Annotated in this window: 11 protein-coding genes; 8 read left to right on the top strand and 3 right to left on the bottom strand. The window is 72.1% G+C overall.

What is annotated here, in order from left to right; genetic code table 11:
- The first annotated feature begins 63 nt into the window (after positions 1-63).
- Both ACIBO1_RS15790 and ACIBO1_RS15785 read left to right on the top strand, forming a co-directional pair.
- Positions 64-861, top strand: coding sequence for an exodeoxyribonuclease III (locus ACIBO1_RS15790; RefSeq protein WP_396746515.1), 798 nt, complete (start codon positions 64-66; stop codon positions 859-861).
- A 104-nt stretch (positions 862-965) separates the two neighbouring features.
- The gene (locus tag ACIBO1_RS15785; RefSeq protein WP_396746512.1) at positions 966-1277 is read left to right on the top strand and encodes an antibiotic biosynthesis monooxygenase family protein; all 312 of its coding nucleotides are present in this window, start codon (positions 966-968) and stop codon (positions 1275-1277) included.
- A gap of 32 nt (positions 1278-1309) precedes the next feature.
- Here the strand turns inward: ACIBO1_RS15785 and ACIBO1_RS15780 are convergent, their stop codons facing one another.
- Positions 1310-1909 (bottom strand): class F sortase, encoded by a 600-nt coding sequence (locus tag ACIBO1_RS15780; protein WP_396746745.1) that lies wholly within the window; start codon positions 1907-1909, stop codon positions 1310-1312.
- A gap of 451 nt (positions 1910-2360) precedes the next feature.
- Complete coding sequence (locus ACIBO1_RS15775) at positions 2361-2966, bottom strand: hypothetical protein (RefSeq protein WP_396746742.1); 606 nt, start codon at positions 2964-2966, stop codon at positions 2361-2363.
- A 134-nt stretch (positions 2967-3100) separates the two neighbouring features.
- Between ACIBO1_RS15775 and trmB the strand changes: the two genes are divergently transcribed.
- The 5 genes from trmB (at position 3101) to ACIBO1_RS15750 (ending at position 9941) form a co-directional block, all read left to right on the top strand.
- On the top strand, positions 3101-3811 hold the full coding sequence (trmB, locus tag ACIBO1_RS15770; RefSeq protein ID WP_396746509.1) for a tRNA (guanosine(46)-N7)-methyltransferase TrmB: 711 nt from the start codon (positions 3101-3103) through the stop codon (positions 3809-3811).
- A 206-nt stretch (positions 3812-4017) separates the two neighbouring features.
- Positions 4018-6522 (top strand): DEAD/DEAH box helicase, encoded by a 2505-nt coding sequence (locus ACIBO1_RS15765; protein WP_396746506.1) that lies wholly within the window; start codon positions 4018-4020, stop codon positions 6520-6522.
- 194 nt (positions 6523-6716) lie between these two features.
- Complete coding sequence (locus ACIBO1_RS15760; RefSeq protein WP_396746503.1) at positions 6717-8117, top strand: hypothetical protein; 1401 nt, start codon at positions 6717-6719, stop codon at positions 8115-8117.
- A 41-nt stretch (positions 8118-8158) separates the two neighbouring features.
- A complete protein-coding gene (locus ACIBO1_RS15755; RefSeq protein WP_396746500.1) occupies positions 8159-8803 on the top strand; it encodes a hypothetical protein in 645 nt (214 codons plus the stop codon).
- A gap of 247 nt (positions 8804-9050) precedes the next feature.
- Entirely contained in the window at positions 9051-9941 is an 891-nt protein-coding gene (locus tag ACIBO1_RS15750; protein WP_396746497.1) for a hypothetical protein, read from the top strand.
- 374 nt (positions 9942-10315) lie between these two features.
- Here the strand turns inward: ACIBO1_RS15750 and ACIBO1_RS15745 are convergent, their stop codons facing one another.
- Positions 10316-10693, bottom strand: a complete 378-nt coding sequence (locus tag ACIBO1_RS15745; RefSeq protein ID WP_396746494.1) for a cytidine deaminase — start codon at positions 10691-10693, stop codon at positions 10316-10318.
- A gap of 259 nt (positions 10694-10952) precedes the next feature.
- Here ACIBO1_RS15745 and hrpA point away from each other — a divergent pair, with 259 nt between their 5' ends.
- Positions 10953-14933, top strand: coding sequence for an ATP-dependent RNA helicase HrpA (hrpA, locus tag ACIBO1_RS15740; RefSeq protein ID WP_396746491.1), 3981 nt, complete (start codon positions 10953-10955; stop codon positions 14931-14933).
- Positions 14934-15026: the final 93 nt, after the last annotated feature.

Below are 15026 nucleotides of genomic sequence, written 5' to 3'. Positions count from 1 at the left end.
CCGCGACCCGCCGGGCTCGTGCGCCGCCCGGCGGACCGGGCCCGGATACGGCAGGCTGGCACCATGCGCCTGGCCACCTGGAACGTCAACTCGGTGAAGGCCCGCCTGCCCCGGCTCCTGGACTGGCTGGCCGACACCGGGCCGGACGTGGTCTGCCTGCAGGAGACCAAGTGCCCCGACGGCGCGTTCCCAGTCGCCGAGGTGGGCGAACTCGGCTACACCGTGGCCAGCCACAGCGACGGCCGGTGGAACGGTGTGGCCGTGCTGTCCCGGGTCGGGCTGGCCGACGTCACGGTCGGGTTCCCCGGCGAACCCGGGTTCCCCGAGCCGGAGGCCCGCGCCATCGCGGCCACCTGCGACGGGCTGCGGGTCTGGTCGGTGTACGTGCCGAACGGCCGCGCCCCCGACGATCCGCACTACGCGTACAAGCTGGCCTGGCTGGCGGCGCTGCGGGACGCGCTGGACACGGAACTCACCGGCGGGCCGGCGCTGGCGGTCTGCGGCGACTTCAACGTGGCCCCGACCGACGAGGACGTGTGGGAGCCGGCGCTGTTCGCGACCTCCACCCACGTCACGCCCGCCGAGCGGGCCGCCCTGGCGGCGCTGCGCGACCTGGGCCTCACCGACGTGGTGCCCACCCCGATGAAGGGGCCGCACCCGTACACCTACTGGGACTACCGGGCCGGGATGTTCCACCAGAACAAGGGCATGCGAATCGACCTGGTGTACGCGTCGGCGCCGGTGGCCCGCGCGGTCCGCTCCGCGTACGTGGACCGGGAGGCCCGCAAGGGCAAGAGCCCCTCCGACCACGCGCCGATCGTGGTCGACGTCGACCTCGTACCGACGGTCGAGTCCTTCTGACTCCCCCGCCACCCACTCCCGCCGATCTTGGTGCGAAACGGCCCCTGGGGCGGGGCATCGGCGTACCAAGATCTGTTCCGCTCGTCCAGGTCTAGGGTGAAGACATGGCAGTTGTGAAGATCAACGCGATCGACGTCCCGCCCGGTGCCGGCGAGGAGTTGGAGGAGCGGTTCGCCGCCCGCGCCCGGGCCGTGGAGAACTCCCCCGGTTTCCTCGGCTTCGAGCTGCTGCGGCCGGTGGCCGGCGAGAACCGCTACTTCGTGTACACGCGGTGGGAGACCGAGCAGGCGTACCAGGACTGGGCCAACGGTCCCGCCCGCGCCGCCCACGCCGCCCCGCCCGGCGCCGAGCAGCGTCCCCCGGTCGCCTCCGGCGCCACCCTCCTGGAGTTCGAGGTCGTCCAGCAGGTCCCCTGACCGCAGCCGCCCTCTTCCCCGGCGACGGGTGGTCAGGCGGGGCGGGTGCCGGTCAGGCGGGCGAAGGCGATGACGTTGTCGGCGTACCCGTCCGGGCCACCGAGCCACTGACCGCCGCAGGTGATCAGGCGCAGGGTCGGTGGGCCGTCGTGACCGTAGACGCGGTCGGCCGGCAACTGGTCCTTCGGGAAGTGCTCGACGGAGTCCACGGTGAACACCGCCACCGAGCCGTCCTCGCGGCCCACCTCGACCGTGTCGCCCACCCGGAGCCTGGCCAGGTCGTAGAAGACCGACGGGCCGCTCTTGGTGTCCACGTGCCCGACGATGACCGCCGGGCCGGGGTCGCCGGGGACCGGCCCCCGGTCGTACCAGCCGGTCTCCTCGTGTCGGCTCAGCGGCGGCACCCCGATCGTGCCGTCCGGTGCGTCCCCGACCGGCTTCACCGGGGCGGCGACGTCGATCGAGGGCACCGACAGGCTCACCGGCCGGGCCGTGCTCCGCGCCACGGGTGCCGAGGTCGACGCCGCTTCGCCTCCGGTCGCGGCCCAGCCCAGCGGGGAACCGGCGGTACGCCCCAGCCCGGCTCCGGTGGCGAAGACACCGACCAGCACCAGCACCACGGCCAGCGGCATCGACCACGGGCGACGGCCGGAGCGCTCGACGCGTTCCACGCGCCGGGCGCGGACCCGGGCACCAGCGCCGATCGGGGCCCGGCCCTCCACGTCCGGCGGGATCGGCCCGTCCAGGTCGGTGAGGTACGCCCGCCCCAGCGGCGGCGCACCCGGCCCGGGCGGCGGGGTGTCGACGGGTAGGTGCGCCCACGGACGCGGCCCGCGCGGTGTGGCGGTGGGCGGGCGCGGTGTACCCGGGGAGCCCGCCACGGATGGACGAGATGTGCCCGGGAAGGCGGCTGCGGGTGGGTGGGGGCCGCGAGGCGGCGGATCGGGCACGAAGAGGTCGGGGCGGGGCGGGCCGCCTACCGGACGGCCACGCGAGGCACCAGGGACGGGCGACGGGCGACCGGCACGGGGCGTACCACCGGAACCGGTGGGTCGGGGCGCGCGAGGGGCGGGCACGGCGGACTCACCCGCCCGTGCCGCGCCGACGGGTGGCGGCGATCCAGACGACCATGCCGGTGACGGTCAACGCGAGCCCGCCGGGCAGCAGCAGGCCCGAGGCGACGCCACCGGAACCGCCGCCGAAGCCGGTCGCCGGGCCTCGGCTCGGCTTCATCTGGCGTACCACCTGGACCATCGTGGAGGCGGTCTCGCCGCCCCGGCACTCCAGCTTGACCCGGTAGTTGCCGGGGAGCACCCGGTCCTTGACCATGGCCGTCCCGTGGAGCAGGCCGCGTTGCGGCTGCACCGCGACCCGGCCGAAGGCGTCCGAGACGACGATCGCGCCGACCGAGTTGTCCTGGCAGCTCGCCCGGAGGCCGACCAGGTGCCCCGGTTCGACGGTGCTCGGCATGACCTCAACGAAGACGTTCGGACCGGGTTGCGGGGCGGCGGCGAGTACGGCCGTCGGGCCGGATCGCGGGGCGGCGGGGGCGACGGGTGCGGCGGCCCGGGCGGCGGCGGCCGGCAGCGCCGGTGCGAGCAGGAGGGCCGCGAGCAGTGGCAGGGCGGCGGCGAGCAGCAACGAGGTGGCGACCGAGGGCAGACGACGAGTACGGGTCACTGACACGATGCCCCCTCCCGGCGCGCCGGAGCAGTCGCCGGGCGCCGATGCGGACACCCGGTCTGCCGTACGGGATGATGGTCTCACTCCCGGTCGTACCTCACATCCGATCCGGCGCGATGCTCGCGTAGGCTCGGTTCGCTGTGACCTCCACCGACCCGCTTCCCACCGTGTCCGCGCCGCCGCACCCGGCGCGGCCGATCCGCACCTTCCACCCGCGTGGCGGCCGGATGAGCGACCGTCAGACGGCGGCGTTGGCGCAGCTGTGGCCGATGTACGCCCTGCGGGTGGCCGACGTCGACCGATTCGACCCGGTCGACCTCTTCGGCCGGCGGGCCCCGCTGGTGGTCGAGATCGGGTCCGGCATGGGCGACACGACCGCCGAAATGGCCGCCGCCGACCCGGCTCGAGACTATCTGGCGGTCGAGGTGCACACGCCGGGAATCGCGAACCTCCTGGACCTCGTGCACCAGCGTGGGCTGGGCAATCTCCGGATCGCCGAGGGTGACGCGCTGGACCTGGTACGCCTGCTGCCGCCCGACTCGCTGGACGCGGTGCACGTGTTCTTCCCGGATCCGTGGCCGAAGTCCCGGCACCACAAGCGGCGACTGATCCAGCCGGCGCACGTGGCGTTGCTGCGGTCCCGGCTGGCACCGGGCGGCACGCTGCACTGCGCGACCGACTGGGCGGAGTACGCGGCGTCGATGCGGGTGACGCTGGACGCCGACCCGGGCCTGGTCAACCTCTACGACGGGGTCGCGCCCCGACCGGCCCACCGGCCGGTCACCCGGTTCGAGCGGCGGGCGTTGCGGGTGGGACGGCCGATCGCCGACCTGATGTACCGCCGCCGGTGAGGCGCTCGCTCTCGGATGTCTCGGATGTCTCGGGGATGTAAGGAGGGGTCCCCTGCTAACGCCTCGTGCATAGCAGGGGACCGCTCCTAACATCTCAGCCCGACGACCCGCGGCCCGGCGGCGGCGCGCGGCGGGGTGCGACGGGGTGCGGCGGGCGGTATCCCGGTTGGCGTTGGTGGGGCTGGGACAGGCACCATGGACCGGCCATGACACTCACCGCCGCGCTGCCCAAGTCCACCGACCCCGACACCCTCTACGACGCGTTCGCCGGCTGGGCGTCCGAGCGCGGTCTGGACCTCTATTCCCACCAGGAGGAGGCGGTCATCGAGATCGTCTCCGGCGCGAACGTGATCATGAATACGCCGACCGGCTCCGGCAAGAGCCTGGTGGCGATCGCCGCGCACTTCGCCGCGCTGGCCGACGACCGGACGACGTTCTACACCGCGCCGATCAAGGCCCTGGTGTCGGAGAAGTTCTTCGCGCTCTGCGAGGTGTTCGGCGCGGAGAACGTCGGCATGCTCACCGGCGACGCGAGCGTCAACGCCGACGCGCCGATCATCTGCTGCACGGCGGAGATCCTGGCCAACCTGGCGCTGCGCGAGGGCAGCCGCGCCGACGTCGGCCAGGTCGTCATGGACGAGTTCCACTTCTATGCCGAGCCCGACCGGGGCTGGGCCTGGCAGGTGCCGCTGATCGAACTGCCGCAGGCGCAGTTCGTGCTGATGTCGGCCACCCTGGGCGACACCACCCGGTTCGTGGACGACCTGACCCGGCGTACCGGTCGGCCGACCGCCGTCGTCCGCGCGGCCGCGCGGCCGGTCCCGCTGCTCTTCTCGTACGCGATGACGCCGCTGCACGAGACGCTCGAAGAGTTGCTGCAGACCAAGCAGGCCCCGGTGTACGTCGTGCACTTCACCCAGGCCGCCGCGCTGGAGCGGGCACAGGCGCTGATGAGCGTCAACGTCTGCACCCGCGCCGAGAAGGACATGATCGCCCAGGCCATCGGCGGCTTCCGGTTCACCTCCGGCTTCGGCAAGACGCTGTCCCGCCTGGTCCGCCACGGCATCGGTGTGCACCACGCCGGTATGCTGCCCAAGTACCGCCGGCTGGTGGAGACGCTCGCCCAGGCGGGCCTGCTCAAGGTCATCTGCGGTACGGACACCCTCGGCGTCGGCATCAACGTGCCCATCCGCACCGTGCTGTTCACCGGCCTGTCCAAGTACGACGGCGTGCGTACCCGACTGCTCAAGGCCCGCGAGTTCCACCAGATCGCCGGGCGGGCCGGGCGGGCCGGCTTCGACACCCTCGGTCGGGTCGTCGTGCAGGCCCCCGAGCACGTGATCGAGAACGAGAAGGCGCTCGCCAAGGCCGGTGACGACCCGAAGAAGCGGCGCAAGGTGGTCAAGAAGAAGCCGCCGGAGGGCTCCATCGGGTGGGGCCAGCCCACCTTCGACCGCCTGGTGTCCGCCGAGCCGGAGCCGCTGACCTCCAGCTTCCAGGTCAGTCACTCGATGCTGCTCAACGTCATCGGCCGCCCCGGCGACGCGTTTGCCGCGATGCGGCACCTGCTCACCGACAACCACGAGGACGCGGCGGCCCAGCGCCGGCACATCCGCCGGGCGATCGCCATCTATCGCGCGCTGCGGGCCGGTGGCGTGGTCGAGGAACTGCCCGAGCCGGACGAGACCGGGCGGCGGGTCCGGCTCACCGTCGACCTGCAACTGGACTTCGCGCTCAACCAGCCGCTGTCGCCCCTGGCGCTGGCCACCATCGAGTTGCTGGACACCGAGTCCCCGTCGTACGCGCTCGACGTGCTGTCGGTGATCGAGTCGATCCTCGACGACCCCCGCCAGGTGCTCTCCGCGCAGCAGTTCAAGGCGCGCGGCGAGGCGGTCGCCGCGATGAAGGCCGAGGGCATCGAGTACGAGGCCCGCCTCGAACTGCTCGACGAGGTGACCTGGCCGAAGCCGTTGGCCGAGCTGCTGGACAACGCGTACGAGATGTACCGGCAGGGGCATCCGTGGGTGGCCGACCACCAGCTCTCCCCCAAGTCGGTCGTCCGGGACATGTACGAGCGGGCGATGACGTTCACCGAGTTCGTGCAGTTCTACGGGCTGTCCCGGTCCGAGGGGCTGGTGCTGCGGTACCTCGCGGACGCGTACAAGACGCTGCGGCAGACGGTGCCCGGGGAGGCCAAGACCGAGGAACTCGTCGACCTGATCGAGTGGCTCGGCGAGTTGGTCCGGCAGGTCGACTCCAGCCTGATCGACGAGTGGGAGCGGCTGCGCAACCCGGGCGACCTGCCCGACGTCGCCGCCGCGCTGGACGACCGACCGGCCGCGGTGACCCGCAACGCGCGGGCGTTCCGGGTGCTGGTGCGCAACGCCCTGTTCCGGCGGGTGGAACTGGCGGCGTTGCGACACTGGGACGCCCTCGGCGAACTGGACGCCGAGTTCGGCTGGACCGCCGACGCCTGGGCGGACGCCCTGGAGCCGTACTTCGAGTCGTACCCGGAGATCGGCACCGGACCGAACGCCCGTGGCCCCGCGTTGCTCATGATCGAGCAGGGGCGCGAGCGCTGGACCGTCCGGCAGATCCTCGACGACCCGGACGGCGACCACGACTGGGGCATCAGCGCCGAGGTCGACCTGGCCGCCTCGGACGAGGCGGGGGCGGCGGTCGTCCGCGTCACCGACGTCGGCCAACTCTAGGCGTACCCGGCCACTCGACCCGACGGACCACCGGCAGCGCGACGCGCCGAGCGGGCCGGGGCTTCGCCGTACCCGGGGACTGTCGGCACAAAATGGGGCGTTCCTTGACAGTGGGGGTCGACGCTCACATGCCATCACATAGGCGACGCATTCCTCCCGGGCAACGGTCCGCCGACAGCGCCGTCGTGGTACTCGTGGCGGCGTCGTTCGGCCCGTACGTGGTGTCCGGTGTCCGTACCGAGCAGCTTGCCGTCTGCGCCGTCGCCGTGCTCGCGTTCCTGGCCCGCGCCCGACGCCTGCCGACCGCGCCCGGGCCGGTCGTGGCGCTCGCCGCCCTGCTCGTCGCCTATCCGACGGTCGCCGCCGTGGCGTCGATCGGCGACGCCCACCTTCCCACCGGGATGCGCACGGTCGGCTTCTGGGCCGGGCTGGACAACCTGCTCCTGCCGGCGATCATCCTGGCCGCCGGCTACCTGATCGTCTCCGGCGACGTCGACCGGCTGCGGTTGCTGCGGTTCGCCGCCTGGACGCTCGTCACGATCCTCGCCGCCAACGCGATCCTGGCGTACGCGATGCTGATGGACCCCGGCGCGTACGACCACATCCTGACCGCCTGGTGGAGTGGCGACACCGGGACGGTGACGACCGCCGAGCGGGCCGCCACGATGGGCCGCTACTCGGGCGTCTTCAACCAGCCCGCCGAGGCCGGTGTCATGTACAGCCTCGGGCTGGTCGCCGCCGTGTTCCTGCTGCGCCGCCGGCCCGTCCCGTTGGCCGTCGCCGGAGTGCTCCTCGCCATCGGCGGCCTCCTCACCGCGTCCAAGATCTTCCTGCTGGTCGGGCTGCCGGTGGCGATCTGGCAGACCTGGGCCGGCTCGCCATGGCGTACCCGCCTCGGCGCCGCCCTGGCCGTCACCGGCGTGCTGGCCGTTTTCGATCATCAGGCGCGGCGGCCCGACTCGCCGATCGGCGGCATGCTCCTCGACGCCTGGCTCACCCCCGGCGAACAGTCCGGCAGTCTCCTGTCGCTGTACTCGGCCCGCCGCTTCGGCGAGAACTCGACGCTCGCCGACGCGGCCGGGATCGTGTTCACCCACTCGCCGTGGACCGGCTTCGGCCTGGACGGGCTGCGGGTCGCGTACGACTCGGCATGGGTGGAGGCGTTGGTGATGGCCGGCGTCCTCGGCGTGGTGGCACAGACCGCGATCCTGACCATGCTGGTCGTGCTCTGGTGGCGGTCCCGCCGACGGACCGACCGCGCCGTGGTGCGGTTCGGCGCTGGCCTGCTGGTCGTGGTCGTCGTCGGTTCGCTGGGACTGCCCACCACCACGGTCAACCGGGTGGCGACGGTGGTGTGGCTGCTGGTGGCGCTGCTGCTCGTGACACGGCCGTCCGTCCCGGCGGCGGAGGTGGCGGATCCGCACCGGACCCCGCCCATCACGCGGCGCCTGGCACCCCCACCCCGCCGGCCGACGACGCCGATCCGCACGTTGGTCCCGCTCGGAGCGGCGTCCCGAAATTGGTCGACAGGTCGGCGTCAGCGCGGTCCGATCAGCCCCTTATCCCCCCTGGGCGATGTCAGACCCGTCGATTAGAATGTATGTACTAATCGAGTTCCTGACCTGGGAGGATGCTCGTGACCGCGCCCACCTCCGCCCCCCTCACGCCGTACGCCACCCTTCTCGGCTTCACCCGGTACGTCGGCCGTACCGGGCCCACCAAGGCCAGCTTCGTCGGCGGCCTGCGTCGGCAGCGGGCCAGCCGCTCCGGGTTCAACCCGCACGGCCAGTTCGTCAAGGCGCTCAAGGCCGACATCGCCTTCCACACCGGCGGCACCCACCTGACGCAGGTGGTCGACGTGGTCAAGCCCCGCTGGCGACCGCTCTACCAGGCCCTGGCGCCCGGCGCGACCGCCTGGCTGCACTCGCTCGGCGAGCCGGCCACCGTCGACCTGGCGCAGACCCGCGACGCCCTGGCCATGCTCGGCGACCTCCCCATCAAGATCAACCCACACTTCGGCATCCGGTACGCCGACGGCCGCGCCGAGGCGGTCCGCCTGCACTTCGACGAGGCGCCGCCCAGCGAGGAGGCCACCCTGGCCGCCCTGCACCTGACCGCCCGCCACATGGACGCCGTCCTGCCGCACGCCGAGCCGGTCCTGGTCGACGTCCGGCGCGGCACCACCCACCGGATGCCCGACAACGCCAAGCCCCAGGAGATCGAACGCTGGCTGGCCGGCGAGGCCGCCGCCTTCCGCGCCATCTGGTCCGCCGCCGCCTGACGCCTCTCCCCCTGCCCTTCCCGTCCGCTCGTCCGCTGGTCCGCTGGTCCGCTGGTCCGCAACCGATCATCCCGCTTCCGGCCGGCCCCATGGTCCCTGTCCAGACCCCATGGGGCCGGCACCGGTCTGTCGGTCCCACCACCTTGGTCCGACCTCGGATGCCGTTGTCCACAGGCCGGGACTGTCAGCGGGCGACGGTTGTCCACAGGAGCAGCGCAGAAGCAGCGCGCTCGTCCAGGGTGGGTCCATGCCGGTATCTCCCAGACGGCCCCCGGAACTACGTGGGCGCCTCTTCCGAGGCTCCGAGGTGGTGGCCGGTGGGCTACTCACTCGTACCCAGTTGCGCAGCAAAGCCTGGCGACGGCTCTTCCGGGACGTCTACGTCGACGCCCAACTCGCGGTGACGCACCGTACCCGCTGTCGCGCGGCGCGGCTGGTCCTCCCACCCGGCGCGGCGGTCGCGGGCCGCAGTGCCGCCGCGTTGTTCGGCGTCGGCGAGGTCCGCGTCGACGAGCCGATAGACGTCCTGGTCCCCACCGCCCTGCGACTCGGGCCGGTGGCGGGTCTGACCGTGCACCGCGCCGACGTGGCCGTGGACGAGACCGTCTCGCTTTCCGGCATCCCGGTCACCACCCCTCGCCGCACCTGCTGGGACCTCGCCCAGTGGCACCCCCTCGAAGACGCGGTCGCGGTGGTCGACCGGCTGGCCTCCGCAGGTGTCGTCCGACTCGACGACGTGGCGGACCTGGCCCGCGCCCGCCTCGGAATCCGTGGCGGGAAACGACTGCTGCGGGTGGTCGAGTTCGCCGACCCCGGGGCCGAGTCGATGCCCGAGTCACGTCTGCGGGTACGCATCGTGCAGGCCGGACTGCCGAGACCCGTCACCCAGTTCGTCGTGGAGCGTGCGGGCAGATTCATCGCCCGCGTCGACCTCGCCTGGCCCGAGCATCGGGTGGCCGTCGAGTACGACGGACTCTGGCACCACGATCCGGAGCAGTTCCACCGCGACCGACGCCGCCTCAACCGCCTGCTCGGCACCGACTGGCTGGTACTCCACGTCACCGCCAAGCGTCTCCGCGACGATGTCGACGGCTTCCTCGTCGAACTCCGCCACGCCCTGGCCACCCGCCGCCCCTGACCCACCACCCCTCTTGGCCACCACCCCTCTTGGCCGCCGCACCACTGACCCGCTGCCTTTGACCGACCGCCACCCTTACGAGCCGCCAATCCTGCCCGGCCGTCTCTGACCGGCTGCCACCCATGACCGACCGCAGCCCCTGACCGACCGCCTTCTTTAGTCGAGAAGGTGGGCCACCCGCCGCCAGCCTCGACCCGCCTGTCGACGCAGCCCGGCCTGGACTGCGGCGCGATCGCGTGCGCGTGCCCGACGCGGCACGACGCAAGATCCACGCAACTTCATTGATATTGCTGTCTCAGGCACCCCTGGAGGCAGCAGTATCCATGAAGTTGCGCGGATCATGAGGACGCGCGCACGGCGCGGGGCCAGGTTGGTTATTCGGGCGTGGTGGGTGACTCGGTTACCTGGTGCACCTGGGGGTCCTCGACCGTGCCGGTGATCACCCGGAGCGCCGGGAAGTGATCGGCCAGCAGCCGTCGGCACGGGTCGCAGGGGGCCACCAGGCTCCGACCGCGATCGCCCACGGTGACGATCGTCTCCAGTTCGCCCGCGTGCTGGGTCGCCGCAGTGCCCACCACGACCACCTCGGCGCAGGCACCCCCGGTGGGGTGCACGACGTTCACGCCGGAGACTATCCGCCCGTCGACGGTGCGGGCCGCCGCCGCAAGCGTGTGGGCGGCGCTGCGACAGCGCAGCTTGGCCACGGCGCTGGCGGCCTGCACCAGCGCCCGGTCGGTGTCACGCATCGTCATCGGCGTTCCCGTGCTCGCTCCGGCTCGGCGGTCAACGATAACCGCCGCTCTGCTCACGCCCACGCGGTGCAGGCACGCACGCGCGGGTGCAGGCGCGCACCATGCAGGGCACGCGGACGTGCAGGCGCGCACGGTGTTAGGAAGGGACCCTTCCTATACCTGAGGCGTTAGCAGGGGACCCTTCCTTACATCCGTCCCTGACGTTGGCGGGGTAACCAGGAGGCGGGTCGGCGGGTCGCTGCCTATCCTTGGCCACGACATGCAGAATCAAGCCACCACCGCCGCGACCGATCCGGTTCGCGAGGTGCACCGTCGTCTCTCCTCGTTGATGTTCCGCGACCAGCGTCGGCTGCGTCGGCGGCTGGACGGGTTGCGGAAGGTTCGCGATCCGCAGCGGCGGGAGGCGGCGCTGGCCGAGATCGTGGGCGAGGTGGCCGAGGCGGAGGCGCGGCTGGCGGCCCGGTGGGCGGCGGTGCCGACGGTGACGTACCCGCCGCAGTTGCCGGTCAGCGAGCGCGCGGCCGACATCGCGGCGGCGATCCGGGACCACCAGGTGGTGATCGTGGCCGGCGAGACCGGCTCGGGCAAGACCACCCAGTTGCCGAAGATCTGCCTGGAGTTGGGCCGTGGGGTGCACGGGCTGATCGGGCACACCCAGCCGAGGCGGCTGGCGGCGCGGACGGTCGCCGACCGGATCGCCGAGGAGTTGGGCACGCAGCTCGGTGAGGTGGTCGGCTACAAGGTGCGTTTCACCGATCAGGTGGGCGAGAACAGCCTGGTCAAGCTGATGACCGACGGCATTCTGCTGGCCGAGTTGCAGACCGACCGGATGCTGCGCCAGTACGACACGTTGATCATCGACGAGGCGCACGAGCGCAGCCTCAACATCGACTTCATCCTCGGCTACCTCCGGCAGCTCCTGCCCCGCCGCCCCGACCTCAAGGTGATCATCACCTCGGCGACCATCGAGACCGACCGGTTCGCCCGGCACTTCGCCGGGCCGCCCACCGCCGAGCACCCGGACGGGGTGCCGGCGCCGGTGGTCGAGGTGTCCGGCCGGACGTACCCGGTCGAGGTGCGGTACAGGCCGCTGGTCGAGGTCGACGAGGACGCCGACGACACGGACGAGGAGAATGTCCGCGACCAGGTCCAGGCCATCGGTGACGCGGTGCAGGAGCTGGCCGCCGAGGGGCCCGGCGACGTCCTGGTGTTCCTCAGCGGCGAGCGGGAGATCCGGGACACCGCCGACGCGCTGGGCAGGCTCGTCGAGCACCGGCCGGCGCTGCGCCACACCGAGATCCTGCCGCTGTACGCCCGGCTCAGCGTCGCCGAGCAGCACCGCGTGTTCGCCCCGCACGGTGGGCGTCGGGTGGTGCTGGCCACCAACGTGGCGGAGACCTCGCTGACCGTGCCGGGCATCAAGTACGTGGTGGATCCGGGGACCGCGCGGATCTCCCGCTACTCGCAGCGGCTCAAGGTGCAGCGGCTGCCGATCGAGCCGGTCTCGCAGGCCAGCGCCAACCAGCGCAAGGGTCGCTGTGGGCGTACCTCGGACGGTATCTGCATCCGGCTCTACGACGAGCAGGACTTCCTGGCCCGGCCCGAGTTCACCGACCCGGAGATCCTGCGGACCAACCTGGCCTCGGTCATCCTCCAGATGACCGCCATCGGGCTGGGTGACATCGCCGCTTTCCCGTTCATCGACCCGCCGGACCGGCGCAACATCGCCGACGGCGTCAACCTGCTGCACGAGCTGGGGGCACTGGACCCGACGGAGACCGACCCGGACCGGCGGCTGACCTCGCTCGGGCGGCGTCTCGCCCAGCTTCCGGTCGACCCCCGGCTGGCCCGGATGGTGCTGGAGGGCGAGCGCAACGGGTGTGCCGTCGAGGTGATGGTGATCGCCGCCGCGCTGTCCATCCAGGATCCACGGGAGCGGCCCGCCGATCGGCAGGCCCAGGCGGACCAGGCGCACGCCCGGTTCGCCGATAAGGAGTCGGACTTCGTCGCGTACCTCAATCTCTGGCGTCACCTGCGCGAGCAGCAACGGGCGTTGTCGTCCAGCGCGTTCCGCCGGATGTGCAAGGCCGAGTACCTCAACTACCTGCGGGTACGCGAGTGGCAGGACATCGTCAGCCAGTTGCGCCAAGTGTTGCGTACGCCGAACGCGGACCTGCCGGAGGAGATCGACACTCCCCGGGTGCACCAGTCGTTGCTGCCCGGCCTGCTGTCCCACATCGGCCTGAAGGACGCCCAGAAGCACGAGTACCTGGGTGCCCGGGGGGCGAAGTTCGGGCTGTTCCCGGGGTCGGCGTTGTTCCGCAAACCGCCGCGTTGGGTGATGGCCGCCGAGCTGGTGGAGACGTCCCGGCTGTGGGGGCGGGTGAACGGGCGGATCGAACCGGAGTGGGTCGAGCCGCTCGCCCAGCACCTGGTGAAGCGCAGTTACAGCGAGCCGCACTGGGAGAAGAAGCAGGCGGCGGTGATGGCGTACGAGAAGGTGACGCTCTACGGCGTACCGCTGGTCACCTCGCGAAAGATCACCTTCGGTCGGATCGACCCGGCGCTGAGCCGCGAGCTGTTCATCCGGCACGCGCTGGTCGAGGGCGACTGGTCCACCCACCACCAGTTCTGGCGGGACAACCAGCGGCTGCTGGCCGAGGTGGAGGAGTTGGAGAACCGGGCCCGGCGGCGGGACATCCTGGTCGACGACGAGACGATCTTCCAGTTCTACGACGAGCGGATCCCCGCCGACGTGGTCTCCGGGCGGCACTTCGACAGTTGGTGGAAGACGGCCCGCCGCGAACGGCCGGATCTGCTGACGTTCACCCGGGAGCTGCTGGTCAACGCGGGCCGGGGCGGGGTGGACGAGGCCGACTTCCCGGACCAGTGGAGTGCCGACGGGGTGAACCTGCCGGTGACGTACACCTTCGAGCCGGGCACCCCGACCGACGGCGTGACGGTGGACATCCCGTTGCCGCTGCTCAACCAGGTGCCGGCGGAGAGCTTCGACTGGCAGGTGCCGGGGCTGCGCGAGGAGTTGGTGATCGCGCTGATCCGCTCGTTGCCGAAGCCGGTGCGCCGCAACTTCGTACCGGTGCCGGACTACGCCCGCGCCGCGCTGGCCGCGATCACGCCCGGCGAGGAGCCGCTGCTGGACGCGTTGACCCGGCAGTTGCGCCGGATGACCGGGGTGACGGTGCCCCGGGACGCCTGGGAGCCGGCGAAGCTGCCTTCGCACCTGCGGGTCACCTTCCGGGTGCTCGGCGAGGACGACAAGCCGGTCGCCGAGGGCAAGGACCTGCCGTCCCTGCAACGCCAGCTCAAGGCGGAGGTACGCCAGGTGGTGGCCGCCGCCGCGCCGGACGTGGCGCGTACCGGGCTGACCGGCTGGGAGATCGGCACCCTGCCGCGCACCATCGAGCAGGTCCGGGCCGGGTACGCGGTGACCGCGTACCCGGCGCTGGTGGACGAGGGCGCCACGGTGGGCGTACGCGTCTTCGACTCGGCCGGCGAGCAGGAGGCCGCGCACTGGGCCGGCACCCGGCGGCTGCTGCGGTTGACCGTGCCGTCACCGGCGAAGTTCCTCCAGGGGCGGCTCTCCAACGAGGCGAAGCTGTCGCTGTCCCGCAACCCGCACGGCGGAGTGCAGGCGTTGATCGAGGACGCGGCCGGGGCGGCGATCGACAAGCTGGTCGGCGACGCCGGTGGACCGGCCTGGGACGCCGAGGGTTTCGCCGCGCTGCGGGACACCGTGCGGGCCGGGCTGGTGGACACGGTGGTGGAGGTGATGGACCGGGTCCGGGCGGTACTCGGCGCCGCGTACGCGGTACAGCAGCGGCTCGGCGCGACCCGGAACCTGGCCGTGGTGGCCGCCCTGGCCGACATCCGCGCCCAGCTCACCCGTCTGGTGCACGCCGGGTTCATCACCGAGGCCGGGTACGCGCGCCTGCCCGACCTGCTGCGCTACCTGACCGCGATCGAGCGGCGGATGGAGCGGTTGGCGGCCAACCCACAGCGGGACAAGCAGCAGCAGGACCGGGTCGCCGTGGTCCAGCGGGAGTACGACGAGATGGTCGCGGCGCTGCCGGTGGCCCGACGGAACTCGGCTGCGGTGCGGCAGATCCGCTGGATGATCGAGGAGCTGCGGGTGAACGTCTTCGCCCAGGCGCTGGGCACCCCGTATCCGGTCTCCGAGCAGCGCATCTATCGCGCCATGGACGACGCGGAGAGCGGCTAGTGCGGTGTCCAGAAACGTTCACCGGGCCGCGCCGGGTCCAGACGACGACCGGCGGCGTTGGAGTCGGGCCTGGATACAACACCGGTATCCAGG

Source organism: Micromonospora sp. NPDC049903 (assembly GCF_044460945.1).
Classification (GTDB): domain Bacteria; phylum Actinomycetota; class Actinomycetes; order Mycobacteriales; family Micromonosporaceae; genus Micromonospora.
This window is presented reverse-complemented; position numbering and strand designations above follow the sequence as displayed.